General features: G+C 48.5%; 21 protein-coding genes and 1 tRNA gene. 5 read left to right on the top strand and 17 right to left on the bottom strand.

The annotated features are described in order from the left end of the window. Window positions 1-42: 42 nt before the first annotated feature. The gene (locus tag A6301_RS08970) at window positions 43-852 is read left to right on the top strand and encodes a hypothetical protein (RefSeq protein WP_234257605.1); all 810 of its coding nucleotides are present in this window, start codon (window positions 43-45) and stop codon (window positions 850-852) included. Between the two features lie 165 nt (window positions 853-1,017). On the opposite strand, the gene A6301_RS08965 is transcribed toward A6301_RS08970, so the two are convergent. The 8 genes from A6301_RS08965 to A6301_RS08930 all read right to left on the bottom strand — a co-directional run bounded on the left by A6301_RS08965 (window position 1,018) and on the right by A6301_RS08930 (window position 9,026). Further along, window positions 1,018-2,283, bottom strand: coding sequence for an efflux RND transporter periplasmic adaptor subunit (locus A6301_RS08965; RefSeq protein WP_234257603.1), 1,266 nt, complete (start codon window positions 2,281-2,283; stop codon window positions 1,018-1,020). After that, a complete protein-coding gene (locus A6301_RS08960) occupies window positions 2,276-3,742 on the bottom strand; it encodes a TolC family protein (protein WP_107170073.1) in 1,467 nt (488 codons plus the stop codon). Before A6301_RS08960 ends, A6301_RS08965 begins: the two co-directional genes overlap by 8 nt. Beyond that, the gene (locus tag A6301_RS08955) at window positions 3,735-4,982 is read right to left on the bottom strand and encodes an ABC transporter permease (RefSeq protein ID WP_234257602.1); all 1,248 of its coding nucleotides are present in this window, start codon (window positions 4,980-4,982) and stop codon (window positions 3,735-3,737) included. The genes A6301_RS08960 and A6301_RS08955 overlap by 8 nt, the downstream gene beginning before the upstream one ends. After that, complete coding sequence (locus A6301_RS08950; RefSeq protein WP_234257601.1) at window positions 4,975-5,676, bottom strand: ABC transporter ATP-binding protein; 702 nt, start codon at window positions 5,674-5,676, stop codon at window positions 4,975-4,977. Before A6301_RS08950 ends, A6301_RS08955 begins: the two co-directional genes overlap by 8 nt. Before the next feature lie 281 nt (window positions 5,677-5,957). Then, complete coding sequence (locus A6301_RS08945; protein ID WP_133169872.1) at window positions 5,958-6,476, bottom strand: hypothetical protein; 519 nt, start codon at window positions 6,474-6,476, stop codon at window positions 5,958-5,960. A 139-nt stretch (window positions 6,477-6,615) separates the two neighbouring features. Then, a complete protein-coding gene (locus A6301_RS08940) occupies window positions 6,616-7,074 on the bottom strand; it encodes a flagellar protein FlhE (RefSeq protein WP_107170069.1) in 459 nt (152 codons plus the stop codon). Window positions 7,075-7,626: 552 nt separating this feature from the next. Beyond that, window positions 7,627-8,361: a hypothetical protein gene (locus A6301_RS08935; protein WP_107168427.1), complete on the bottom strand. Its 735-nt coding sequence runs from the start codon at window positions 8,359-8,361 to the stop codon at window positions 7,627-7,629. 197 nt (window positions 8,362-8,558) lie between these two features. Further along, window positions 8,559-9,026, bottom strand: coding sequence for a hypothetical protein (locus A6301_RS08930; RefSeq protein WP_107168426.1), 468 nt, complete (start codon window positions 9,024-9,026; stop codon window positions 8,559-8,561). Between the two features lie 749 nt (window positions 9,027-9,775). Between A6301_RS08930 and A6301_RS08925 the strand changes: the two genes are divergently transcribed. Together A6301_RS08925 and A6301_RS08920 are read left to right on the top strand one after the other, a co-directional pair. After that, on the top strand, window positions 9,776-10,249 hold the full coding sequence (locus A6301_RS08925) for a hypothetical protein (protein WP_107168424.1): 474 nt from the start codon (window positions 9,776-9,778) through the stop codon (window positions 10,247-10,249). Between the two features lie 87 nt (window positions 10,250-10,336). Then, window positions 10,337-11,206, top strand: a complete 870-nt coding sequence (locus tag A6301_RS08920; RefSeq protein WP_234257600.1) for a hypothetical protein — start codon at window positions 10,337-10,339, stop codon at window positions 11,204-11,206. Window positions 11,207-11,430: 224 nt separating this feature from the next. Here A6301_RS08920 and A6301_RS08915 read toward each other — a convergent pair. The 6 genes from A6301_RS08915 to A6301_RS08890 all read right to left on the bottom strand — a co-directional run bounded on the left by A6301_RS08915 (window position 11,431) and on the right by A6301_RS08890 (window position 17,556). Further along, window positions 11,431-11,506, bottom strand: a tRNA-Gly gene (locus tag A6301_RS08915). 305 nt (window positions 11,507-11,811) lie between these two features. Beyond that, window positions 11,812-12,213, bottom strand: a complete 402-nt coding sequence (locus A6301_RS08910) for a hypothetical protein (RefSeq protein WP_107168422.1) — start codon at window positions 12,211-12,213, stop codon at window positions 11,812-11,814. 433 nt (window positions 12,214-12,646) lie between these two features. Continuing rightward, window positions 12,647-13,573: a D-2-hydroxyacid dehydrogenase gene (locus A6301_RS08905; RefSeq protein ID WP_107168421.1), complete on the bottom strand. Its 927-nt coding sequence runs from the start codon at window positions 13,571-13,573 to the stop codon at window positions 12,647-12,649. A 61-nt stretch (window positions 13,574-13,634) separates the two neighbouring features. Next, window positions 13,635-15,347: a DUF6138 family protein gene (locus A6301_RS08900; protein WP_234257599.1), complete on the bottom strand. Its 1,713-nt coding sequence runs from the start codon at window positions 15,345-15,347 to the stop codon at window positions 13,635-13,637. Between the two features lie 369 nt (window positions 15,348-15,716). Next, the gene (locus tag A6301_RS08895; RefSeq protein ID WP_234257598.1) at window positions 15,717-16,766 is read right to left on the bottom strand and encodes an NAD(P)-dependent alcohol dehydrogenase; all 1,050 of its coding nucleotides are present in this window, start codon (window positions 16,764-16,766) and stop codon (window positions 15,717-15,719) included. Window positions 16,767-16,938: 172 nt separating this feature from the next. Further along, window positions 16,939-17,556 (bottom strand): LysE family translocator, encoded by a 618-nt coding sequence (locus tag A6301_RS08890; protein WP_205540342.1) that lies wholly within the window; start codon window positions 17,554-17,556, stop codon window positions 16,939-16,941. A 251-nt stretch (window positions 17,557-17,807) separates the two neighbouring features. Between A6301_RS08890 and A6301_RS08885 the strand changes: the two genes are divergently transcribed. Then, a complete protein-coding gene (locus tag A6301_RS08885) occupies window positions 17,808-18,692 on the top strand; it encodes a LysR substrate-binding domain-containing protein (protein WP_205540343.1) in 885 nt (294 codons plus the stop codon). A gap of 19 nt (window positions 18,693-18,711) precedes the next feature. Then, the gene (locus A6301_RS08880; protein ID WP_107168416.1) at window positions 18,712-19,878 is read left to right on the top strand and encodes an MFS transporter; all 1,167 of its coding nucleotides are present in this window, start codon (window positions 18,712-18,714) and stop codon (window positions 19,876-19,878) included. Between the two features lie 64 nt (window positions 19,879-19,942). Here A6301_RS08880 and A6301_RS08875 read toward each other — a convergent pair whose 3' ends face one another. The 3 genes from A6301_RS08875 to A6301_RS08865 are packed head-to-tail and all read right to left on the bottom strand — an operon-like array spanning window position 19,943 to window position 22,557. Beyond that, entirely contained in the window at window positions 19,943-20,761 is an 819-nt protein-coding gene (locus A6301_RS08875; protein ID WP_234257597.1) for an ABC transporter ATP-binding protein, read from the bottom strand. Continuing rightward, a complete protein-coding gene (locus A6301_RS08870; RefSeq protein WP_234257596.1) occupies window positions 20,758-21,522 on the bottom strand; it encodes an ABC transporter permease in 765 nt (254 codons plus the stop codon). Before A6301_RS08870 ends, A6301_RS08875 begins: the two co-directional genes overlap by 4 nt. Window positions 21,523-21,537: 15 nt before the next feature. After that, on the bottom strand, window positions 21,538-22,557 hold the full coding sequence (locus A6301_RS08865) for an ABC transporter substrate-binding protein (protein WP_234257595.1): 1,020 nt from the start codon (window positions 22,555-22,557) through the stop codon (window positions 21,538-21,540). Between the last annotated feature and the right edge of the window lie 228 nt (window positions 22,558-22,785).

Genomic DNA, 22,785 nt, shown 5'->3' with positions numbered 1-22,785 from the left:
GGCCTATCTTTCAGATATCACCTGTTACCTGGAAAATTGACGATGATTAATCTAAATAACCTTCCCACCGCTAAAAACATTGATGTTAGAGACTCGGTGAAAACCCACTCATCTGCGCCAGCAGACAGCACATCAAATAACAAATCATCGTCTGTGCTATCAACTGAATCAACAATAAAAGATAAAAGCAGCGTATCGTCACTGGCACGTCAGTTGAGTGCTGCCGCAGCACGCGCAGAAGCAAGGGATGCCAGTCATAGTCGTAGCGAACTGGCATCGTATGCACGGTCCGTTATTGAAGAACTCGCTGGCGTCAGTTATATAAACAGCTACAAAACACATGCTGAAGAATTACCCGCCACTGACGATCCGGAATTACTTGCTCGTGCCAAACAGGCTAATTATTTCTCCAATAATTTCACTAATGGTCGCAGTACGAATCCGTTTAAAGGGTTATCTCGCGATCAGCTCGCGCTCATTATTTATGACGATAGCAATACTTTTACCATCAACGAGCGCAGATCGGCATTACATGAATCAAATGAACAGGAGAGCGCCTGGAGCTTCTGGGTAGTGGAGAAAAGCAAACAAGAATGGAACGCGGGGGAGTTTAAACAGACAGAATTTTTCAAGCTCGTTCTGAAACACTATGAAGATTTACCGCGAATCGAACAGGTACAGGCTCCCGCCAACTACGAATCTCGGCTCAACCATCTGATAGCAATGGATTACAACTTTGTAACCGGTGAGTCAGGAAAAAATGCGAATCCGCTGAACAGTCTGTTCGATTTGCTTTTACCGCGTAATGTCCAGATAGGAAGTAATATCACCACTACGGGCAAGGTTGAATAAGAAAACATAAATCCCACAACCATCTATTTTCGAGGGAGGTGTTCAGGGAGAAACCAATAGCAAGCCTGTGCTAATTTCCTGAACACCCACTTCCGACTTAAAAAATAGCAACCGTCGTACTCACAATTACCATCTCTGGTGCCATCCACACGCTTACGTTGATAATTAAGGGAGCAGCACTTCACCCGCTTCCAGGCCAGAGATTTCTACACCCTGCGCCACGGTTTTCCCCAGCGTTACGTTGATTTTCTTTGGTGATGCATCAGCAGTCGGGCGATAAATGACATAGGTATCGCCATGCTCATCGGTATGCACGGCCTGTGCAGGCACAGCGATACCTTGATCATTACGATAAACAATAATAGCCAGACGTGCGCTCATCCCCAGTCGAATATTTTGCTTTAAGTCTGCCAACGGCGTATCAAGCGACACCACCACATCATAGTAAGCACCGCTACCTGATATATCAGCAGCATCGGCCTGCATATCAATCGAGGCAATCTTGCCTGCCAGCGTCTGCCCGGCAAAGCCATCCCCGGTCACGTTAACTGCCATTCCCTCTTGCAGCTGATGCAGGTCCGTTTCTTCTACCCGGGTTGCCACCTGAAAACGGTCCTGAGCAATAACACCAAACAGCGGCGTCCCCTGACTGACGAGTAAGCCAGATTGGATGACCACAGGTTTGCCGGTATCAGGCATAGCCGGGCGCACCACAAAACCGCTGAACGGTGCCTTGACGCTCTGCCGTGCAACCTGTGTCGCCAACGCCTGATAGCGAACCTGTGCATTGGTCAGTTCCATCTCCGCAATCTTACGATCCTCACCGTTCGCACGTGCTAACACCGTTCGATACTCCTCTTGCGCCGCGATAACATCCTGCTCCTGAGTACGAATCTGCTGCTTTAACGTATCCACTTCCATTCGCGCAACAATGCCACGCTCGAACAGCGCCTGTGTATCCCGAAGGTTGGCCTGCGTGTTGCTAAACGTTGACTGGGCTGAATTTACCGCACGCCGCGCCCGCGATACCTCAGAGCTTTGCTCCCACTGCTTGAGTGACTGCACCTCACGCTGTGCTTTGAGCAGTTCAGCCTGCGCCTGACGGAGCTGAATCTCAATTTGTCCGGGGTCCAGTACCAGCAATGTTTGCCCTTGCTCGACGCGTTGCCCCTCATGCGTCAGTACCTCACGGATAACGCCTTCAAAAGGGGCTGCTAGCGTTGTCTGCGTCGCGGCCTGAATTCGCCCCACCAGCCCTAATTGATTTTCCAATCGCTGAGGCTGAATGGGTAGCCATTGCCCCTGAGGAACGCTTTCCTGCTCACCCGTACGCCCAGCCAATAGCCACATAAACACACCAAGCGCCACAATCAGCGACACGACAATGTAGTGACGCCGACGCAGTCGAGATAGAAAGCGATGTCTAATCATTAAGTGCAATATCCCAGCTTTGTAATGTAGTGCCCAGCGTCTCATCCAGTTCAGCCTGCGCATTAAGGTAGCTAATGAGCGCATTGAGACGGGCGTTTTCCGCGTTGCGTAAATCGTTCTCGAAGCTCAGCACCTGAAAGTTACTGGAACGCCCAACCGTGAGCTTTTCTCGCTCAATGTCCAGCTTACGGCGCGATAGATCTCGTGCACGTTGAGAAATCTCGAACTGCCGCCAGCGTGTCCCGATATCACGCACCGCGTTGGCAACATCACGTTCAAGCTGCTGCCTAACTTCATCCAACTGAATGTGCCGATTACGCACATTGACCCGCGCTTGAACCTCAGCCTGACGGGTACTCAGATCGCCAATCGGGATCTCCACCTGAACACCAACATAATTTTCCCAGGTACGTGACGTGCTATTCTGTGCTGCACGGTCACGCACCTGACTCGCGCCGCCGACTAGCGAGACATCCCACAGGCGATCATTACGCGCAACCGCCAGACTGAGCGCCGCCTGCTCGTTAGCGATAATCTGTGCCAGATAAGCAGGTCGAGAGGCTTCGGCCTGTTTCAACGCCTGCGCAGCGTTGACATCAACGCGCTGTGCCTGCATGGATTCTGTTGCCACAATCAGCGTATTTAAATCCAACGCCAGAAGTTGCAGCAGCGCAAGCCGCGCGGTATCCAGTTGGTTTCTAGCTTCCTCATACGCCAATTCCTGCGTGGCAACTTCAGCTTCGGTTTGCACAATTTCAAACTCGGCCATACGCCCTGCGGCAATCATCGCACGGTTGACGTCAACCAGTTGGCGCGCACGCGCCAGAACATCACGAGCAATTTGCAGTTGCTCCTGTGAACGCAGAAGTTCCCGATAGGCAGCGATAATCTGCGTAATAGTCTGCGAGACCGTAGATTTCAGCGTCAGGCGATTGAGTTGTTCAGTCAGCCGCGCAATATTAACGGGCGCAGTAGTGACATCTTTACCTGCTCCACGAAGCAAAGGCTGAATCACCGTGATGTTGGCACCATCGTTACGCGATAACCCTGCGTTATCAGCCTGCGTGTGGCGGTAGGTCCAGCCTAGGCTGAAGCGGGTGCCATAAGGCGTGAGCAGTGTCGATGTTGGCGTCAGGTTGCCCTGTCGATAACGATCGCTTTGATTGCGATTGGAAAGATAGCTACCCGTCAGCGACAATTTGGGAGTAAAACGATCCTCCGCGACACGCAGATCGAATTTCTGCGAGATGCGATCCAGATAGGCGCTGCGGATCGCGCGATTGTCACGCAAACCAAGATAAATGGCATCGCTTAGCGTGAGATCGATAGTTTGCGCATTTAGCGATACGCTCACGGTCGCCAGCCCTTGCCGCGTTGCCTGAGAAGGATTCAAAGCAGTTTCCGCATACCCTTCATGAGCAGAAAATAAAACAAGTAAACATAGGAGAGATTTACGCATCGCGTAGCGCCTGCACAGGTTCAAGCCGAGCCGCCGTCATCGCTGGATTAAGTCCAAAAAACAGGCCAATCGCCAATGAACTGCCAATACCGAGGGGAAGTGACAGTACCGAGAGTGAAAAAGCTGACCAATCGGAAAAAAAGACAAACAGCCACGCGGCCGCGACACCACACACCGCCCCGATCAAAGCGCCACAAGCGGATAGCACAACGGCCTCCAATAAAAACAGCCCTGCAATATCGCGTGGTCGTGCACCTAATGCCATACGCACCCCGATTTCACGGCGCCGTTCAGACACATTCATGACCATGACGTTCATCACCCCGACCCCACCGACCAGCAGGGAAATCCCTCCCAGCCCTGCTAGCAACCATGAAAACATCCGTGATTGCTGCGCCATCCCCTCCAGCAACTGCTGTGGGATTTGTACATCAATATCAACCTTCGGCATCAGAGACACCAAATAATCCTTTAGCTGCGAGCCCGTTTGTACCAGCGTGTCGCTGCTGCTATTACGTGCAATCACGCTGATGATTTGTGGTGTTGGCATGACACGACGCATACCAGAGATCGGCATCAGGATAGAGTCGTCAACTGAGACGGGAACCAAAGGGTTGTTCCCCTGCGGTTGAAGGATTCCTACGATCTCAAATAAGTATCCGCCTACCTGCACGCGTTCACCCAAGGCGGCTATGCCCCCCTGCGATGCCCATTGCCCCGCAACATTCGCACCCAATACGATGTAAGTACTTTGTGCATCGAAATCACTCAGGTAGCGACCCTGTGCAAGCTTTAATCCTAAGACTTCCGACAATTCAGCCCTGCTCCCCACAACCATGCCGGTAAACGAACGGCCGCGCAATCGCACCTCAGTAGCAGTAATAATGAGAGCCGTTGCTGCTTTAATATCAGGCAAATTTTGTCGCAAAACGGGGATATCCAGATCCGCAGGCACCAAACCAATAACGTGACTCCCCACCCTATTCTGTACGGCCGCGACCAGCAGGTCGCTGCCCATGCCTTTGAATACCCCCATGGCTTCAGCTTCCGCGTTGTGCCCGATGTTAAGCAACGCAACAACAGAACCACATCCCACCGCAATCCCAAGCAGGGCCAGAACAGCACGCCGCCCTAGAAGAATGAGACTGTTCAATGGCTCAAGCAGACGCTGTTGCAGCGAAGGACCATAGTGGGATTGTCGGGTCTGGCACGCTTGCGTTCGTAAACGACGGTCAGGCATGCTTCACCTCATGGATTCGGCCGTCCTGCACATGAATGCACCGAGCCATACGACAAGCTATACCTTCATCATGTGTCACCATCACTAACGTCGTCCCCTGTTCGCGGTTCAATGCCAGTAACAGCGTGATGATGTCATCAGCTGTTTGGCTATCAAGGTTGCCGGTTGGTTCATCTGCGAGAAGAAGCGCGGGCTCACCAACCAGTGCGCGTGCAATCGCTACCCGCTGACGTTGACCACCGGATAAATCAGCAGGGCGATGATGGGTTCGCTCAGCCAAACCAACGCGCGCCAGCTGTACTTGTGCGGCTTGCCGAGCAGCTTGCCGAGACATTCCACGATAGATCAAGGGGAGTGCGACGTTATCCAACGCGTCCAGACGCGGCAGCAAATTAAAACTTTGGAAGACGAAACCAATAACCTGATTGCGCATGATGGCGCGTTCATCGGCACTTGCTTTGGTCATATCTTGCCCAGAAAGCAGCAAACGCCCAGAAACGGGCTGATCGAGTAAACCGATGATATTGAGCAAGGTGCTTTTACCAGAACCCGATGCACCAACAATAGCGCAGCTTTGTCCGGCAGGAATGGATAGATAAATATCATGCAATACCGATTGAGAAGAAGCACCGGTACTGTAGGTGTGTGAAATAGCTTGTAAACAGATCAGATCCGTTATTCTTGCATCAGACATCCTTGCCTCTTTGCCGATCCCCTAGAGCACCACATGAATCGGATTATCCTACTGTTTATGCTTTAGGAAAAGCCTTCAACATCATCATTTAGCTACCTCTCCGATTACTCCGTATTGCCGAGATATTTATTCTATATGCCTAAAATAATTTGCGTTTTGAATAAAACGTTAGCGTTTTGAACAACACAAAGCGTTGGAGATACACATCAGTGTGCCACATGACGTAGCCAACGCACCTGCAATTTGAGGTATTACGGGTATAAAACGGGCAGAGAGCTCAATTACATCTCTTGGTTCGGCCAATTGATCTTTCTTAGAAAATGCTCTGGCTGCTGGCTTATATGTGTCTGAATTTTTAAATAAATGTCTGAAGACAAAGACCCCTTCGCTCGTTCATTATTATATATACGCGTTGTTTCCGCTAATACAGCCTGATCCCACTCGGAAAATTTAGCAGCAGACTCAGGTGTTACTTGCTCACCAGTATAAGAATTAAATACATCAGGATAATGTTCGATGGAAACTAACTCTCCTGAATGACGAGGTGTTGCGTACAGGTCTCGAATATAAGAATCAACTTCATTCTGATCGACACGACTACGCAATTCTTGGTATTTGTTGACGACCGAATCAGGTAATGTAGCCTGCTGTTGTGCCTGAGACGACAGCGACACCTTAGTGCTAGATTTCGATTCAGTTGATTGATTAATTTCATGTTCATTATCGATAAATGGCTGATTTCGCTTTTCAGTACCCATTGTGGAAAGGATGCCTGATGTTAACTCAATTTTTGATAACACTTTTATACCTCCCAAAATCACGCTATTTTTATAGCAGTCAATGTTACAGAGACATTCAACGCTAGCGAGAAAAAAATATGCAAACATTCTATCGTTTAGCAATAAATGCTTGCATATCATGTTAACTTACGACTGCTTTTTATTGATTATTTTGCCAATTTACAGTTACCTGCGTTGATCCTGAACCATAGATAGACCCGATGGTTGAACGACTATTCACACGATAATACAAAAAGAATGGTGTCGTTGCAGATTGATCTCGAAACACCTCAGTAGAACCTGAGTTCATGTTCGATATATCAAAACAAGTAGAAGTATTACCTTGACATAAATAAACGATTAGCGTCCCTTTGCTTCCGACCTGAAGCTGTCCTAGCGCATAATTCCAGTAAACGCGAGTTACCTTAGCATTTGATGGTGGAAGAAAGCTGGATGATATTGGAAAGTTAAATTGATTCCAAAAATTTGCAGAATGAACATCCATACTTGCCATAGGTGCAGAAGTATAAGCACCACTAATAGCATGTGCAGAATTTGATAAGAAAAAAGAAGATAATGAAAGTAAAGCAATAGCTGAAGCAGCCTTGAATGTTTTCATAGCATTCCCTTACAATGAAAAAGAAATTTATTTATATCACATAAAAATTCATTGTCAAAAAAAACATCCGGATAGAAAAAAACAATATATAAACTAACATTTAACACTTATAAAAAAACTTACCTAAAGTCGTTAAGGGTTTATCAATTAAACATTCATGCAGTGCATATATTTATAATCTGAAGCATTTTAGCTCCATCAACAAAAAACGAAAGAAACCAAAGCAAGCTAATTATTTTAAAATAATTTATTGCAAAACCATCACAGACCTATAACAATATCAAGGATTATAATTGCATTCGATATAATTAAATATCATTGTTTTCACCTCTTCCCTGCAGGCAATGTGCTCGACGAGGAACGGTATTTTCACCATGCTTTCGCTTATAAATTCTAACGCTAAAAATAATGGTTTTCACATTGTATATCAGCAACTCATTAGCTAAACATGGTGCGCCATAATGGCGTTAGGTAAAGCGAACAACTGCTGCTGTTGTGTTCGCCATATATAACGCTGATAGTCATGAAGGCTGAATGTGCTGTTGGCTAAGATCAACTCTCTGTCATACGATCCAGAAATACTTGCAAGTCCTTTACGCTCTGAGGTAAGCCACCGCTTTCCGAAGCTTGAATCTGAGACAATAGCTGCGCATCGTATCCTTTGGGCAATTGTGCTTCTTCAATTGCTGGTAAGGATTTGTAATGCTTCAGAATCTCTGACAATGTACCAGAAGAGACTTGTCCAGTACGGTTATACTCCTCATCCATTTTGGCGATCGCGGCACGCTTCCACTGCTGCTCTTGATCATAAGACTCCAACCAGGCCGCACGTCTTTCATTGACGGTGAAATCACCACTTTCATCGTAGGTGATCAACGCTAACTGCTCGCGGGACATTCCCCTGAACGGATTTGCACCATCACCATTCACGAAGCTGGTCGCTTGTTTGGCCCGAGCTAATAAATCGGGGTCTTCTGTTTTAGGCACTTCAGCATCATGAGCGACTTTATTCATATCATAGCTCGCGCCTAACAGCTTCTCAGTGACCGATCTGGCGATCTCCCCTAAACCATCACGATCGGTTCCTGCATCTCGGGCGGCAGCCCGAACAGCAGCGTCGCTTAACTGACGAGCGAGTGCGGATACCTGCGTGCTCTCATTGTTCGTCGCTGTTGCATTATTCTCTTGAACCGATGCTACAGCCTTTGCATCAACAGCGCTTTTTCCAACCGTATTGGCCGGTATATAGCGGCTGGATACAGCATCAAGTGAATTTATTTTTTCCATAATCTGCCCCTATTTAAAAGCAGCGATGCAATGACATTGAACATACCGCGGTGCTATACCAGCAAAGCTGAGCGAGTCAAAAAAGGGACGTCAATGATGCATGACGTCCCCATGACATACATAACAATAGCGCTAGCGATGCGTTTTATACAAAAACGCGACCTCTCGCCTATCAGCAAAAATACATCGCCTGCTGATTATTTCATTGTGAATTCAACATTCCACGCATATGTGGATAAACTCTGCGAAGTAATCGTTGCAGTACAGACAGCCCCACCGCTTCCCTCAGCTGATTTATTCCATTTTGGAGCCTTTTTAGGGCCGCCAGGATTAAAAAGGCCACCAGGAATGATGGTATTGACGAAGGTAGTACCGAATACGCACGTTTTACTGCCCATGGTATAACGAACAATTGCTGCATTAGCATCAGGGCTGATGACATTCTGAACCCGATAAATATCAGATTCCTTCGCAGGAACAGTCGTAGCGGGTTTGGGGCTGGCGCTGGCATTAGTACTGACTTCATTGTTAGTAATAACTTTGTATGTCGCGGTTTCGTTGCCCAAATTTTTGAAAGTCACAGTCACTGGAGGCCCAGCATAAGCCGCTCCAGCAGCAAACATAGAAGTCACAATACTAGCCAGAAGCACCTTTTTAAAAGTCATCGCACTTTTCTCCATGTGTTAATGTTTTTTTGCTTATATGACGGAACATCCGCCCAGCTCAGATGCGGCACAGACCTTGAATCTGCGCCACAAATCCATTCCAGTGGCGACGTAATATTACTCCCCCCACCATAATTCCAGAGGATCGCTAAAAAAATAACGTTAACCTTTGTGAAATTTAACGGCAAAGGTGAAAAAAACTTTAATTTATTTCCATATAAACTCGTCGACATCACAAAGTCCTTGCGGGAATAAAAACCAACAACAAATAAAAAACCCACAGGGAAAAACAATGATCGCAATAATAATTACCGTGATCATATTATTAACCAACAACGCCAACTCAAAAATCACAGTCGAATTAAAGACGTGTATGATATATGTTATGTAAAAATCGGAACCGTTATAGAAAAACAACATTCGACACACTTTAACGTTCATCGGTTAGATTTATTTTTTATAAACATTAAATTTTACTTTTCTTATTCCGTTAATAATGGATAGTGACTGCGGAATTCGTATAGGGCACCCAACCTCGCTGTAATACTCTGGCTGGAAGGAAATCGTCATATAGGAACCGTTAACAAAGCACCGGATCTGCTGACACAATGGTTGGACGTTTATTGCCCCATAACAAGGCTGTCAAGAGACTGACATCCTGATATCGATAGCAAAAAATACCACCATGATGCCTGATGCAGAAAAGCGCTGTAATGCGTAAAAAAACGTAAGAATACCCAGGAGAAATCATGAAGAAGGAATTCGTTTCTTTGTCCCTACTAATTGCTGCTAGTGTAGCAGCGTTCCCTTTGATGGCCGCCACTGGCAGTATCAGTGAAACACCACTATCAGCACAAATAAGATTTGTTTATTCCGATGGCTCAAGTACCCCTGCGTTGAACCAGTTTTATGCGAGTGCAACAAAGTTTCCCTCTGGAACATTGAGCAAAACTAAGAAGCTGACCCAGGTAAATTATAGCGTAGCGTCCTACCCCACTGCATATACTGAAAGTGTCGACATATGTTATTATCAACCTTATCAGACATCACCAACAAAATGTATTATTGTCCCTAAAGGTACATCTGGAACAACCTCTCAATTCAATGAATTACGTTTTGACCACGGTGTACGCATTCAAATTCAGCACAAACTTACGGGAAAACCCGGAGAGAATCTACACCCATTACAAAAAGAGAGTATTACCTGGGAATATACTTATTAGCCTAATCAATTATTCACATCGTTCTAATTGACGGTAGCGATATATTTCTAGCTTCCTTTAAAAAACAGGCAAGGGGAAATTTCCATTATGATTATCAATACATCCACAGCGGCATACGCTCAGATGAAAAATATATCAGGCGACGACCAAAAAACAGTTCGCCCCTTGCCTGCACAGGTAAATAGCGCGCAGGATGAGATATTATCGACCAAGCAGGCCCAAATAAGTGGTAAAGGACTGATGATGTCTCGCTTGTTTGGTGGTACAGATACTATCCCATCAGTGCAGACACAATTAACCGAAGCTACGATGCAGATGTCCTCTGTTAACTTCCTCACCAATGAGGACCGCAGTATGTTGTCCGAGTTGTACGCTCAGACTCAACAACAAGGAACAGACTTGGGGTATGTGGACGCTCTGGCAAGAGATTTGGGTGACTATCGTATGTTTGGGGGCGTAAGTGCCAACGTCAATAGCGGAGGAATGTATGATACCAGTGGGCGCATGCAGACCTTTAAATTTACCGAAACGGATACTGCAACAGCTGCACGCATACTAACCAGTGATGGAATCGCTAAAACATCACTGGATTCGGGATTTCTACGCTATGCACTCGATCCTGGCTTTTCGTTCGATCATCGAACAAATTTTGAATTCCTGGAAGAGGTTGTGAACACTTTCGGTCAAGGGACGGTAAATGAAGGTCAGCCTTTCTCCAGTAAATTCTCTGTCTATACACCGTCTGGAAATCAAAACTTCATTGTTGAAACCTCCAGCGAGATTACATTGCATTCTGAGGAACCAGATTTTCGAAATGTCGATGGGGTATTCTTCGTCACCGAAACCGGGTTAAAGAATGGATTTAGCCTTATCGATGGAAATCCAGTACAGGGAATTCCAATGATGATGCTGGATCTTCTTAAGACAGGTAACACCCTCTGGAATAGTATGAAATAACCATATTCGATGCTAATTTCTGAATAACATGCCAAGAACCCAACTAAGCTAGCGTTAATCTGTGGCTACGCCAATGTTCTTAACCGTAGGAAAATCGGTGTGTGAAAGAGTCTTAGGGGTATCAATATTTAACAAGGATGAATAATCGGCGGTACAGAGATAAGAACCTAATATCAGTGTATTGGAAGGTATTGGAAGGTATTGGAAAAAACGATGAAAAAATTTGGAGCGGGAAACGAGACTCGAACTCGCGACCCCGACCTTGGCAAGGTCGTGCTCTACCAACTGAGCTATTCCCGCATAGAATCGGATTTACTATCTTCTGCTTTCAGCAAAACCTATCGAAATCAGAACGTATAAAATCCTATCAAACTGTATGTAACCTAATGAATTTAATCATTATTTATTAAATCATCAGTTCAACGGCCAGCATTATGTACCAATCAACTTAACGTGGCAAGTCCTTTTCACTGAAAAACATCTCCGCGCGATTTCAGCCAGTAGTAAGCTGTGGAAGCTCTGAACCCGCTTCCACAGACCAACCACTCAGGCATCTGCGGTTTTTCATTACACCGTTTAACGCCTCGGGAACCTTATATTATTAATTATATTTGGTTATACCAGTTGCTATCCCAGTTCCGTTGGTGGATCGCCACAGCAGTACCATCACGAGGGGCGGAACGTGCGAGATGCCTTGTTAGGATATCAACCCCCATATCGATGGTTTCACCGTAATTATCTCGGCTAAGCGTTTTTTGGGTGTTGAAGCCCTTATGCGCATTAAACACCTCAATTTGAGCATCCGCCAAATCATTCGCCAAAGCGACTAATTCATCAGAGCCATTCAACGCTTTTTCCAAACGATCAATTTGTTCGCTATCCAAGCCTTCCGCCTGCGTCACAAAAAGCGTTCCATCTTTATTCACACTAAACCCGAAAAATGCCCCCTTCAAGTCAGGGTGATCTTCAGCAAGCTGATCCAAGAAAGACGCATAAGTTTGATCCATTTGCTTCGTTAGCGGAGAAAGGTTACTCCAAGCATCATCTATCTTCTTATGCTAATTACGTCTTCGGGTGTATGCGCAATGAGTCCCCAAACGATTATCCCCGTCATACTTCAAGTTGCATGTGCGTTGGCCGCGTTACTGAAACTCGAATTATTTAGGCTATATAAGGGCCATCGCGATTTCGGTTAAATTGATCCACCAGGCACCGAATATAGGTCTGAACTGCGATGTGTTATCTGGCTATTCGCTTATCCTGGGAGCAGCTTAAATAGGGGGGGTTACCCCGACCGCAGAGTTAAGAACGGACTAAATTAGGGCGATATTATTCCGCCCTGCTATAGTATTAACGGTTATTTTTCAGAATTCTTTACAATAGTTTTTATATGCAATTATTATTTTAAATATTAATTTATGGCGGTAATTGATTTAGTAATCAATACTCGCGACTAAAATCCACCTCTCCGCGCAGTACATCATCAGCATGAAAACGAGCAAGATTATCCAGAAATAATCGCCCCATCAGCCCCGGCACCATCGGCCCAGCAATATGTGCCGTCAATGTTATATTCGGCGTATTCCAGAACGGATGACTGTCCGGTAGCGGCTCTTGTCTGAATACATCCAGCACCGCACCTGCAATTTGCGCATCACGTAGCGCGGCCCGTAGGTCATCATCGACTACCGCACTACCGCGCCCGACATTAATAAACAGCGCAGAAGGCTTCATAGCGGCAAACAGACGGGCATCATAGATATCGGTGGTTGCCGACGTATCGGGAAGGAGGTTGATGACATAATCGGCCTCCGGTATCGCGACAGGCAGCTCTGCCAAATTCATGATCCGTTTAAAATCAGGCCGCTGTCTTGGCGTACTGACGATGCCATATAGCTCAACGCCAAAAGGCCGTAGAAAACTTGCGACTTCACAGCCAATCTCTCCCGCACCAACGATCAGCACGTTTTTATCCGCCAGCGATCCCGGCAGGCGGTGATCCCATCGCCGCTCTTCCTGACTGATTTGCCGCTCCCCCAGACGAAGCTCATGCCTGAGCATATAGGCAATCACATATTCTGCTATCGGCTGCCCAAATACCCCAACGGCACGGCTTAAACGGTAATCACGCGGTAACCCATCAGCCAACAGCGGCTTGAATCCTGCCCAGGTAGACTGTAGCCATTTCGGTTTGGCTCCCTGAGCAAGCAATGCCGCTGCGGTGTCTGGTTCTCCCAACCAAATCGGACAGCTCGCAGCCTGCTCAGCCGTACCGTTTGACAGCATCAGCTCAAGTTCCGGTGCTCCATGATTTAAAACAGGGCCGATTTCATCAGCACGCGAGTCCAGCAGCAGAATAGCGGTCATCAATACGCTCCGTCATAGGGTGAGGCACATCTGTTCTCACCCAGCGTTATCATTATTACGTTTAGGCTTCGGCCGAAGCCTGAATAAGCGACGTCAATAACGCGCCGCGCTTCGCTTCCGATTTTTTCACCAGTGCGGCGAGCTTCTTGGCATTGCCCCAGATGAGATACAAAATATGTTCTATCACCGCAGGTTCTCGCCTCCGCACTTCTTCGACCAACTGTTCAAACAAGGCATCATTTTCTAACGCAGGCAGCATGTTCAACTTGAGGCTTTCCGTCGCATGGCTCAGACAGGCGACCAGTGTCGCCACATTCTGTGTCGTCACGCTATGCTTATCGAAAAATGCACGGATGAAGCCATCGTGTACCGATTGGTGCTCGTCATCCACGCTTTCCATATAATCTTTTACGAGTGGGAAATATCCTGCATCGGTCAGCCCCAGCCCAAATACCGCATAGCTTCCCGGCATACTGCACTTCTCGCCTTCCGAATCGGCGTACCATTCAAATGTCTCAATCGCAGCACGAGCATAATCCTCAAGAAGCGGATAGGTCGATGCATACTGCAACGCGTTAGCAAAAAAGCGATGGGTATCCGATTTTGCCACGCCTTTGACGGGAAGGTACTGTCGCGTCGACGATTTCAGAACAATCTTGTAACTCTTTGGAAAACCAAGCGTCAGTAAACGCGTAATGAAAAGCAGCGCCTGTTCATACGCTTCGGCGCTTTCCTGACGAACATGCACCGTGATGGTAGAAAACACATCATTCGCTACACATTCCACCGATTCGTTCTTCAGGTTAATCTGCGCTTTCTCAAACGTACCACTTCCCTCTTCCATCATGCTGATTGCACGCGGGTAGCCCAACTGCTTCGCGATATCCAGATATTCCAGCGCCTGAGACTTACTGTAGGAAGGCTCATAACGCAGGATCATCACTGCCGCATAGAGCACGAGCTCGACGGGGTGAAGCAGTTGTGAATCCTGCCAATCCAAACTGATTCCGGGTTTAAGGATATAGATTACCGGTTGAAAGGACTGCTTAGGCTGGGACACGTCGCAATACCGCAACAGAAATTGCGGCTCTACCCACTTTTTTAATGCGCCGATAATATTGCGCCGATGCTCCGACAATTCCGCGTGCCCTGTATTTCGCTGCTGAATGTGTTCAAACTGAGTCATGATCCAGTGGATATCCTGCGAGGGAAAGAGCTGTACATCAAGCAGGTGGCGAGCCAGAAAGAAAGTTTCTAGCGTCTCAGTCGGCGCATTGCCATGGGTAAGATGCTGCTCGATATAGGTATGAATAGACTCAAGTAGCTGCTGTTTTTTCACCTCGTTGGTGAACGTAAATAGCGTAACCAGCAGGCGACCTTCGATTGCCGGGAGCACGGCACGGAAACAGAATCGGTAGTCAATCACCGCAGTATCTGCGAGTTTCTCAACCCGCAGGGCAATAGCCTGAGCCAGCGCAGGAACCACATCTTCCTCAATTTGCGCCACACTCAATTCCCCTTTTCGGCTACCGGGCGACAGCCCATCGGCATCACTTTTCGATTCAGAGGATATCGACGTCCGGCTCGGCGCATAATCCAGTACCACATCGTTATAGATACCCGCTTGCAGCGTGGTTCGCGATACGATCTTATCAACACCGACCCTTTTCTCCAGCGCGTCAAACCATTCGCTGATGACCTTAAGCGATTCATCTCGCAAAGGCAGGTCGTGTTGTAGTGATGCTCCGGTTTCGTTTGAATGCTTATCCGTCATTTTTCTTTTTTCCTTTTTATCGCAGGTGAAACATGGCCAGAAAATAGTATTGATGCGTGTTTACCAACCACCAAAGGCAGCACAACGCATGCTATTTTTGCCTTCCTCGCTACGCCATAGCAGTGAAGTCTAGCGAAGAGAGCAGGAGGGCTAAACCAAGATAACCGTCTATTTAAAACGGCATTTTGGTTATGATAGCGAAGGAAAATCAACGTGTTGGTGTAACAATGGATAGTACCGCATCCGCACGTATTTGGTGACAGGAAATGACGATGAGTTAGCTTTTCGGATGATGCAAAGAAGGCGCGAACGCCCACGCGGTGACAATCCCACGGCACCGAAAAACAGGTACGGTGGGACTCAGGCTAATCAGGCACTCAGCGTCGCATTATCAATGACGAAGCGGTATTTCACATCGCCTTTGAGCATCCGCTCGTAGGCCTCATTGATTTCATCAGCGCGGATCAGCTCAATATCTGACACAATCCCGTGTTCAGCGCAAAAATCCAACATCTCCTGCGTTTCAGGAATGCCACCAATCATCGATCCCGCCACCGTACGACGTTTCATGATCAGATTGAACACGTTAGGAGAAGGATGTGGTGACGCAGGCGCACCGACCAGCGTGAGCGCACCATCTCGCTTCAGCAGGACCAGAAACGCGTCCAAATCGTGCGGCGCGGCAACGGTGTTGAGAATTAAATCGAAGCTGCCTGCGTGCACGGCCATTTCCTCAGCATTACGAGAAACCACAACCTCGTTTGCACCCAGCGCTTTTGCATCGTCGCGTTTAGATTCAGACGTAGTGAACGCAACAACATAGGCTCCCATTGCATGTGCCAGTTTGATCCCCATGTGACCAAGCCCGCCGATCCCCACAACGCCAACCTTCTTACCCGGCCCAGCATTCCAATGCCGCAGCGGTGAATAGGTGGTTATTCCTGCGCACAGCAGGGGGGCAACGGCAGCCAGCTCCGCCTCAGAATGACGAACACGTAGCACATAGCGCTCATGCACGACGATTTGCTGAGAGTAACCGCCAAGCGTCCATCCAGGTTCATCGGCTGTCGGGCCGTTATACGTGCCGACCATACCATCACAGTAGTTCTCTAAACCCTCATCGCACTCTTCGCAGTGTCGACAACTGTCCACAATGCAGCCAATCCCGACCAGATCGCCAGCCTTAAAAGCAGAAACATGCGCTCCTACCGCAGACACCCGCCCGACAATTTCATGGCCGGGAACGCAGGGAAACTGTGTTCCAGCCCATTCAGCACGCACCTGATGCAGGTCCGAATGGCAAATACCGCAGTACGCAATCTCAATTTGAACATCGTGAGCTCCTGGCGCACGTCGGACAATCTTCAACGGCTCAAGAGGTTTGTCGCCCGCATGGGCTCCATACGCGTGTACAAGCATGGCTATTTCCTTTTCTGTTGAGAAACCGATTATGTTGAGAAACAGACTATTTTCCTAAATCCTCTCAGCAAACAGGTATAGCATTCCGACTGTTTTCTTGCCTGATCCTCCATTTATTTATGTACAGGCTAGCGAATTCGAAGCGCCTCCCATCATTTCGTCAGCGCGGCCTCTAGAGGGCAATTTTAGTAAACGCCAGAGAAGCACCTAAAGCAATGAGGGCAATGCCGATCCCTTTATCGACCAGATGCTGACGCTCGAGTAACCGACGACGCATAGCCGGTGCGGCAAAAAACAGCGCAACAATACTGAACCAGACCCAGTGCGCCACTGACATGAATAACCCGTAGCCAAAATTATGGCTCATTGGGCTGCCGGGCTGCACGACTTGGGTATAGGTGGCGACAACAAACAGCATCGTTTTCGGGTTAAGGGCATTGGTGAGAAACCCCATACGGAACGCAGCCAGTGATGACGGCGCCTGACCGGATGACGCATCTAATGTTATTTTTGTCTTATTGATTAATGAGTTATATCCCATATAAATCAGGTATGACGCCCCCAAAATCTTCATCGCCATAAACATCATCGGGGAGTTAACGATGAATACGGCAATGCCAAAAACGGTATACATCACATGAATCTGGACGCCGCAGGCAATGCCAAACGCGCTGAGTAGCCCGGTACGTGAGCCAAACGCATAGCTGTTGCGAGTTACCATCGCAAAATCAGGCCCCGGGCTGATAACTGCCAAAATAGTGATCGTCGCGACGGCAATTAACTCATTCATTAACAGTTTCCTTGTTCAGCAAGCCATCATTTTTACGATGATTTTGCACAGATAGAAGACAGGTGGATTAACAGAGAAATACAATGGTCAGTGATGTAGTACGGTTATTAACGATGCCATCCCTACAATATTTTCTCATTATTTAGGCTATTACACATATTTACGCTGGAGCGCAGTTTGATTATTCAGCGTTTGCATGTGCCAAAAAAGCGATTTATCTTGGTGTAAATCTGTCAAATTTCATCGCGTATATGAAACTTCCCTCGTTAGCTTCTTTTCGCTTCTTTGAAGCAGCCGCACAAACAGGTAGCTTTGTTAAAGCCGCCGAGTCTTTGCATGTCACACACGGTGCTGTCAGCAGACAAATTAGATTGCTGGAAGACGCGTTAGGCGTTGAACTGTTTGAACGACGTAACCGGGCGATCTTTTTAAACGCCGCAGGCCGCTCTTTGCACACGGTCACACAGTCTGTCTTCGAGCAGCTTGAAGGGGCGGTATATCGCCTACAGCAAGCTGCGCAGGATGAGGTACTAACGCTGTCATGCGAACCCACGATTGCCATGAAATGGCTGATTCCGCGACTGCCTGCTTTCAATCAGGCGCATCCCGATATCAAACTTCATTTGGTGGCTGCGGGTGGGCCGATCGATTTTGTACGTAGCGGCGTTGATCTCGCGTTGCGGCGTGACGATTTTCACTGGGAACCACAAACGCATGGGGTAAAGGTATGTGACGAATGGATGGGGCCAGTAAGCCGCAATAAAGCCGAGCGCCAAGACAGTCTGGAGGGAATGCGTTTGCTCTACACCGGAACGCGACCAAGAGCGTGGGCAACATGGCAGCGACAGGCACACGTCTCCCTCAAAGGCAGTACCAGAGCTGACTATGAACATTTTTATCTGTGTATTCAGGCTGCGGTTTCAGGGTTAGGCATGGCGATGGCGTCGTTCCTGATGGTGCAAGACGAGATTGGAAGCGGACAATTGCATGCACCGTATGGGTTTGCGCGGGATGGTTCTGCTTATTACTTGCTCTCGCCCGTCCCTCTTGAGCAAAATGAAAAATACGCGCGGTTTCATACCTGGCTCATGAAGGAAGTTTCTACCTGCCTTTCCGGGGTTGAAGAACCTTGTTAACCCCCACACTGGAAGCACAATGACAGCACACTCCCGTGAAGCTAATTTCACGACACTGAACATGATTATTGCCGCCTCCCTCGTGGGGCTCGTCACTGGATACACACTGCCGCTAATCAGTTTAAAACTGGCAGAGCACGGGCACAGCACGACGACGCTCGGTATTCTGGCTGCACTCCCAGCGGCAGGAATGATGCTCTCATCCTTTGTTACGCCGTGGCTCAGCCGCCACCTGCACGCCAGATATCTGTTATCCGGCAGCCTGATTATTCTGGCGGTATCAACCGTCGCCTCATTCCTGCTGTCGCATCCTGTTTCACTCATTTTACCCCGCCTGCTAACCGGGCTCGCTTCAGGGATACTTGTAGTACTGGGAGAAACCTGGGTCACCAGCCGAGCCTCAGACAAACACAAAGCAACACTGACGGGGCTGTATGCCTCCGTTTTCACAGGGTGTCAGTTGATAGGACCGCTGCTTATTGCCGCTGGCGAGACTATTCAAACCTATGCGCTATGGCTGATTGGCGGCATATGTGGCGCCTGTGCGCTTATGCTGAGGAATTGCGACAGTATGGTTCGTGCCGATGAGCAATCCTCGGCGTCTTATCGGGACTTTATCCCTTTTCTCCCCGCGATGGCTTCTGGCGTACTCTGCTTCTCCTTCTTTGACGCCAGCATATTGTCGCTCTTTCCGCTCTACAGCATGGCGCAGGGGCTGGACGAAAAATCCGCGATCTTGTTGGTCACACTCATCTTTCTGGGCGATGCCGTATTTCAAATGCCGATAGGCTGGCTGGCGGACAAATGCGGCATCATAAAAACCCACATCGGCTGCGGCGTCTTTTTCTGTGTGATGCTGATAAGTACCGCCTTCTCGTTTTCCTCTCCCTCACTGCTGGCACCGGCCTGCCTCGCGCTGGGTGCAGCGGCGGGCGGGCTTTACACGTTATCTCTGGTTCGAGCCGGTCAGCGATTTGCTGGTCAGCGGCTGATTGTGATGAATTCCCTTCTGGGGCTAGTGTGGTCTGCGGGTAGTATCACTGGGCCACTGTTCTCCGGTGCAGCGATGACGTTTTACGGCTACGACGGCCTCATCGCTATATTGCTACTCATCGGCGTGTTGTTTGTCGGCATACAGAGCGTATTAAGAAAAGAACACGTACCGCGTTCGCTGAGTGAAGAGTGAATGTTCGAAGCCTGTCTCCCAAACCCATTGCCGTTTGGGAGACAGAAAACCAGCTCGACGTTCTCTATGCAGCCATTTCGCGTTTGAATACTTCCAACGTGTGCGCTTTGACGCGAATAAACTCTGGATCGCTCATCGCCTCCGCCCCGCGTGGACGCACCAAATCGAAAGGAACAATCTCCGACACCGTCGTTGGCCGACGCGTCAGCAGCAGGATTTCGTCCGCTAAAAATACGGCATCTTCCAAATCGTGTGACACGATGACCATTGTCACGCCGGTTGCCAACTGAACCTCTTGCAGTTTGTCGCGGATAAACAGCGTCATTTCAAAATCCAGCGCCGAGAACGGTTCATCCAGAAACATGACTTCCGGCCCCGTCGCTAGCGCCCGCATAATACACACCGTCTGCTGCTGTCCGCCCGACAGTTCATACGGATAGCGCTGAAGGTCGAAACGAATATCAAACATCGCAATCAGTTCATCCATGCGCGTCTGAACATCCTGTTTGCGCATTCCACTGCGCACCAACGGGTAGGCAATATTTTTCCAGGCGCTCATCCAGGGGAAAAGCGCATCACGATAGTTTTGAAACACATACCCGATTCTGGTTTCCGCCAGCGTTTTACCGTCAAACAAAATATCGCCGCTATCAACAGGAATCAGCCCGGCAATCATGTTCATCAGCGTCGATTTACCACAGCCGTTCGGCCCGAAAATAGACACAATCTTGCCGCGCGGCAAATCCAAATTCAGATCGGTATAAAGCGGCTGACCCGCAAACGACTTGTTCAAGCCGCGAATGGTCACATGAGTGTTCGGTGCCGGATAAGGCGGAAAGGCGGAATCCGGTTTTTCCACTTGCGCTGTATGAGATGTCATCATGCTTTGCCACTCCAGTGAACAATTCGTTTTTCTGCGATTAAAAACAGCACGTTAAGCAGATATCCCAGTGCGCCAGTAATCAGGATAGAGGCATACATATCCCGAATATTGAACACCTGCTGAGCATCAATGATGCGGTGTCCCAGCCCCGTTTCGGAACCGATAAACATCTCCGCGACAATCACGATCACCAACGCCATCGACACACCGGTACGCAGCCCGACAAAAGTTTGCGCCAGACTTTCCAGCAGCATGATGTCCTTAAAAATATGCCAGCGAGAGATCCCCATAACCTGTGCCGCCATCAGACGGGTTTTCTTAGCATTCATCACGCCATAAGCGCTGTTGAACAGAATCACCAGCACGGCGGCAAAAGCTGAAATGGCAATTTTATTCGCATCGGTTATCCCGAAAATCAGCAAAAATAGCGGAATCAACGCAGACGACGGCGTAGAGCGGAAAAAGTCGATCAGAAATTCCAGGCTGCGGTAAATCTTTTCATTGCTGCCTAGAATAACGCCCAGCGGCACGCCAATCAGTGCAGCAAAACCAAATGCGGCGAGCGTGCGGTATAACGTCGCGCCGATATCTGTACGCATGCTGGCATCCGCGAAGGACTGGAACATATAGCTCAACGTGTCGACTGGCGACGGTAATAAAATGGGGTTCAGCCATTTCGCGCTGACCGCCAACTGCCAAAAGAGAAACAGCAGAATCGGGCCGACAGCGGGTAGTAATTTAGACGTCCAATGCTCACGCATAATCGCACACCTCCCTTAAGGCTGATAAATCAGGCTGCTAACATCCACCGGCTGCCGAAAGATTTTTCTCTCGGTGAACACGTCATAAAACCTCTGGAACCATGCCAGATTGTCGCCTTTTAGCTCGTCGTACATGACAAATCCCGGCAACGGCACCTCTTTACTCAGTTCAACTTCAATACTGGTGTATCCGGTAATGTGTTCGCGCGCCGCTTCTGGATTCTGCTGAATAAACTGCACCGATTTGGCATAAGCTTGCGTGAAGGTTTTCGCCTCAGCAGCGCGGCTTTCGATAAAACCGCTATTTAGCGCCGCCGCACCGCCAAACCACGGCGCATCTGGGTTACCGAGCACATAGCGTGAGATCACTCCCGTTTCCAGCGTACGCGACAGCCCTTTCAGTCGCCCAACTGTCCCCGTAGGCTCCAGCGTATAAACACCGTCGATCTGACCAGCGGCCAGCGCCGCCACATGTTGCCCGACGGGTAATTCCGTCACACGCAGCTCATCCGCCGTAAAGCCATTTTTTTCCAGAATAATTTTGGTCATGACCACATTCTGAATACCCGGCCCACAGGCGATACGCTTGCCCTTCAGCTCCGAGATGCTTTTTACGTCGCTGTTTAGCGGCACCAGAAACTCATCCAATACCATCTGGTGGTTAGAAGGGTTTGAGCAAATGATCTTGAACAAGCCGGGTGAAGTAATTTCCCCTAACCCCAACGCGCCTGTAGCCGTACCGTTGGCGCAGCCGTGTATACGCCCCGTGATCATTCCCTCGACAATCTGCTGTGGGCTGGCGAATTTCACCGCACGAACATTCAATCCCACCTCTTTGAAAAAACCGCGTTCAACGCCCACATATAAAGGTAAGCCGCCCACAATCGGCCAGTAACCAATGCGGATCTCTTCACCTTCTGCGGCGAAAGCAATACCCGGCAGCATGCTGCTTAGCGTCAGCGCACCTGCGCTAACCGCTGACCACTTCATTAATTGCCTGCGTTTACGATCGATCTTGTCATTGTTATTTTTCATTGTGTTCCCCCTTCAACGGTGAGCTAACAACAGCTGATCATCACCAGCCTGAAAAAACCGATCAGGTCGATTGCCTGAGTCGCGCCATCTTGTACACAAGACGGTATATAAGACTAAGCACAGGCCGTGCCATGATTCCTGACTCCGTGAAAATGCAGTAAACGCGCCGTTCTGACAGGAACGCGCGCACCAAAAAAAGGCAAAACGTTACAAAAATGCATTACAAGT

The sequence above is a fragment of the Pectobacterium sp. IFB5596 genome, assembly GCF_021432585.1.
Classification (GTDB): Bacteria; Pseudomonadota; Gammaproteobacteria; order Enterobacterales; family Enterobacteriaceae; genus Pectobacterium; species Pectobacterium punjabense.
Note: the sequence above shows the minus strand (reverse complement) of the source record. Positions and strands in the feature narration are given on the sequence as shown.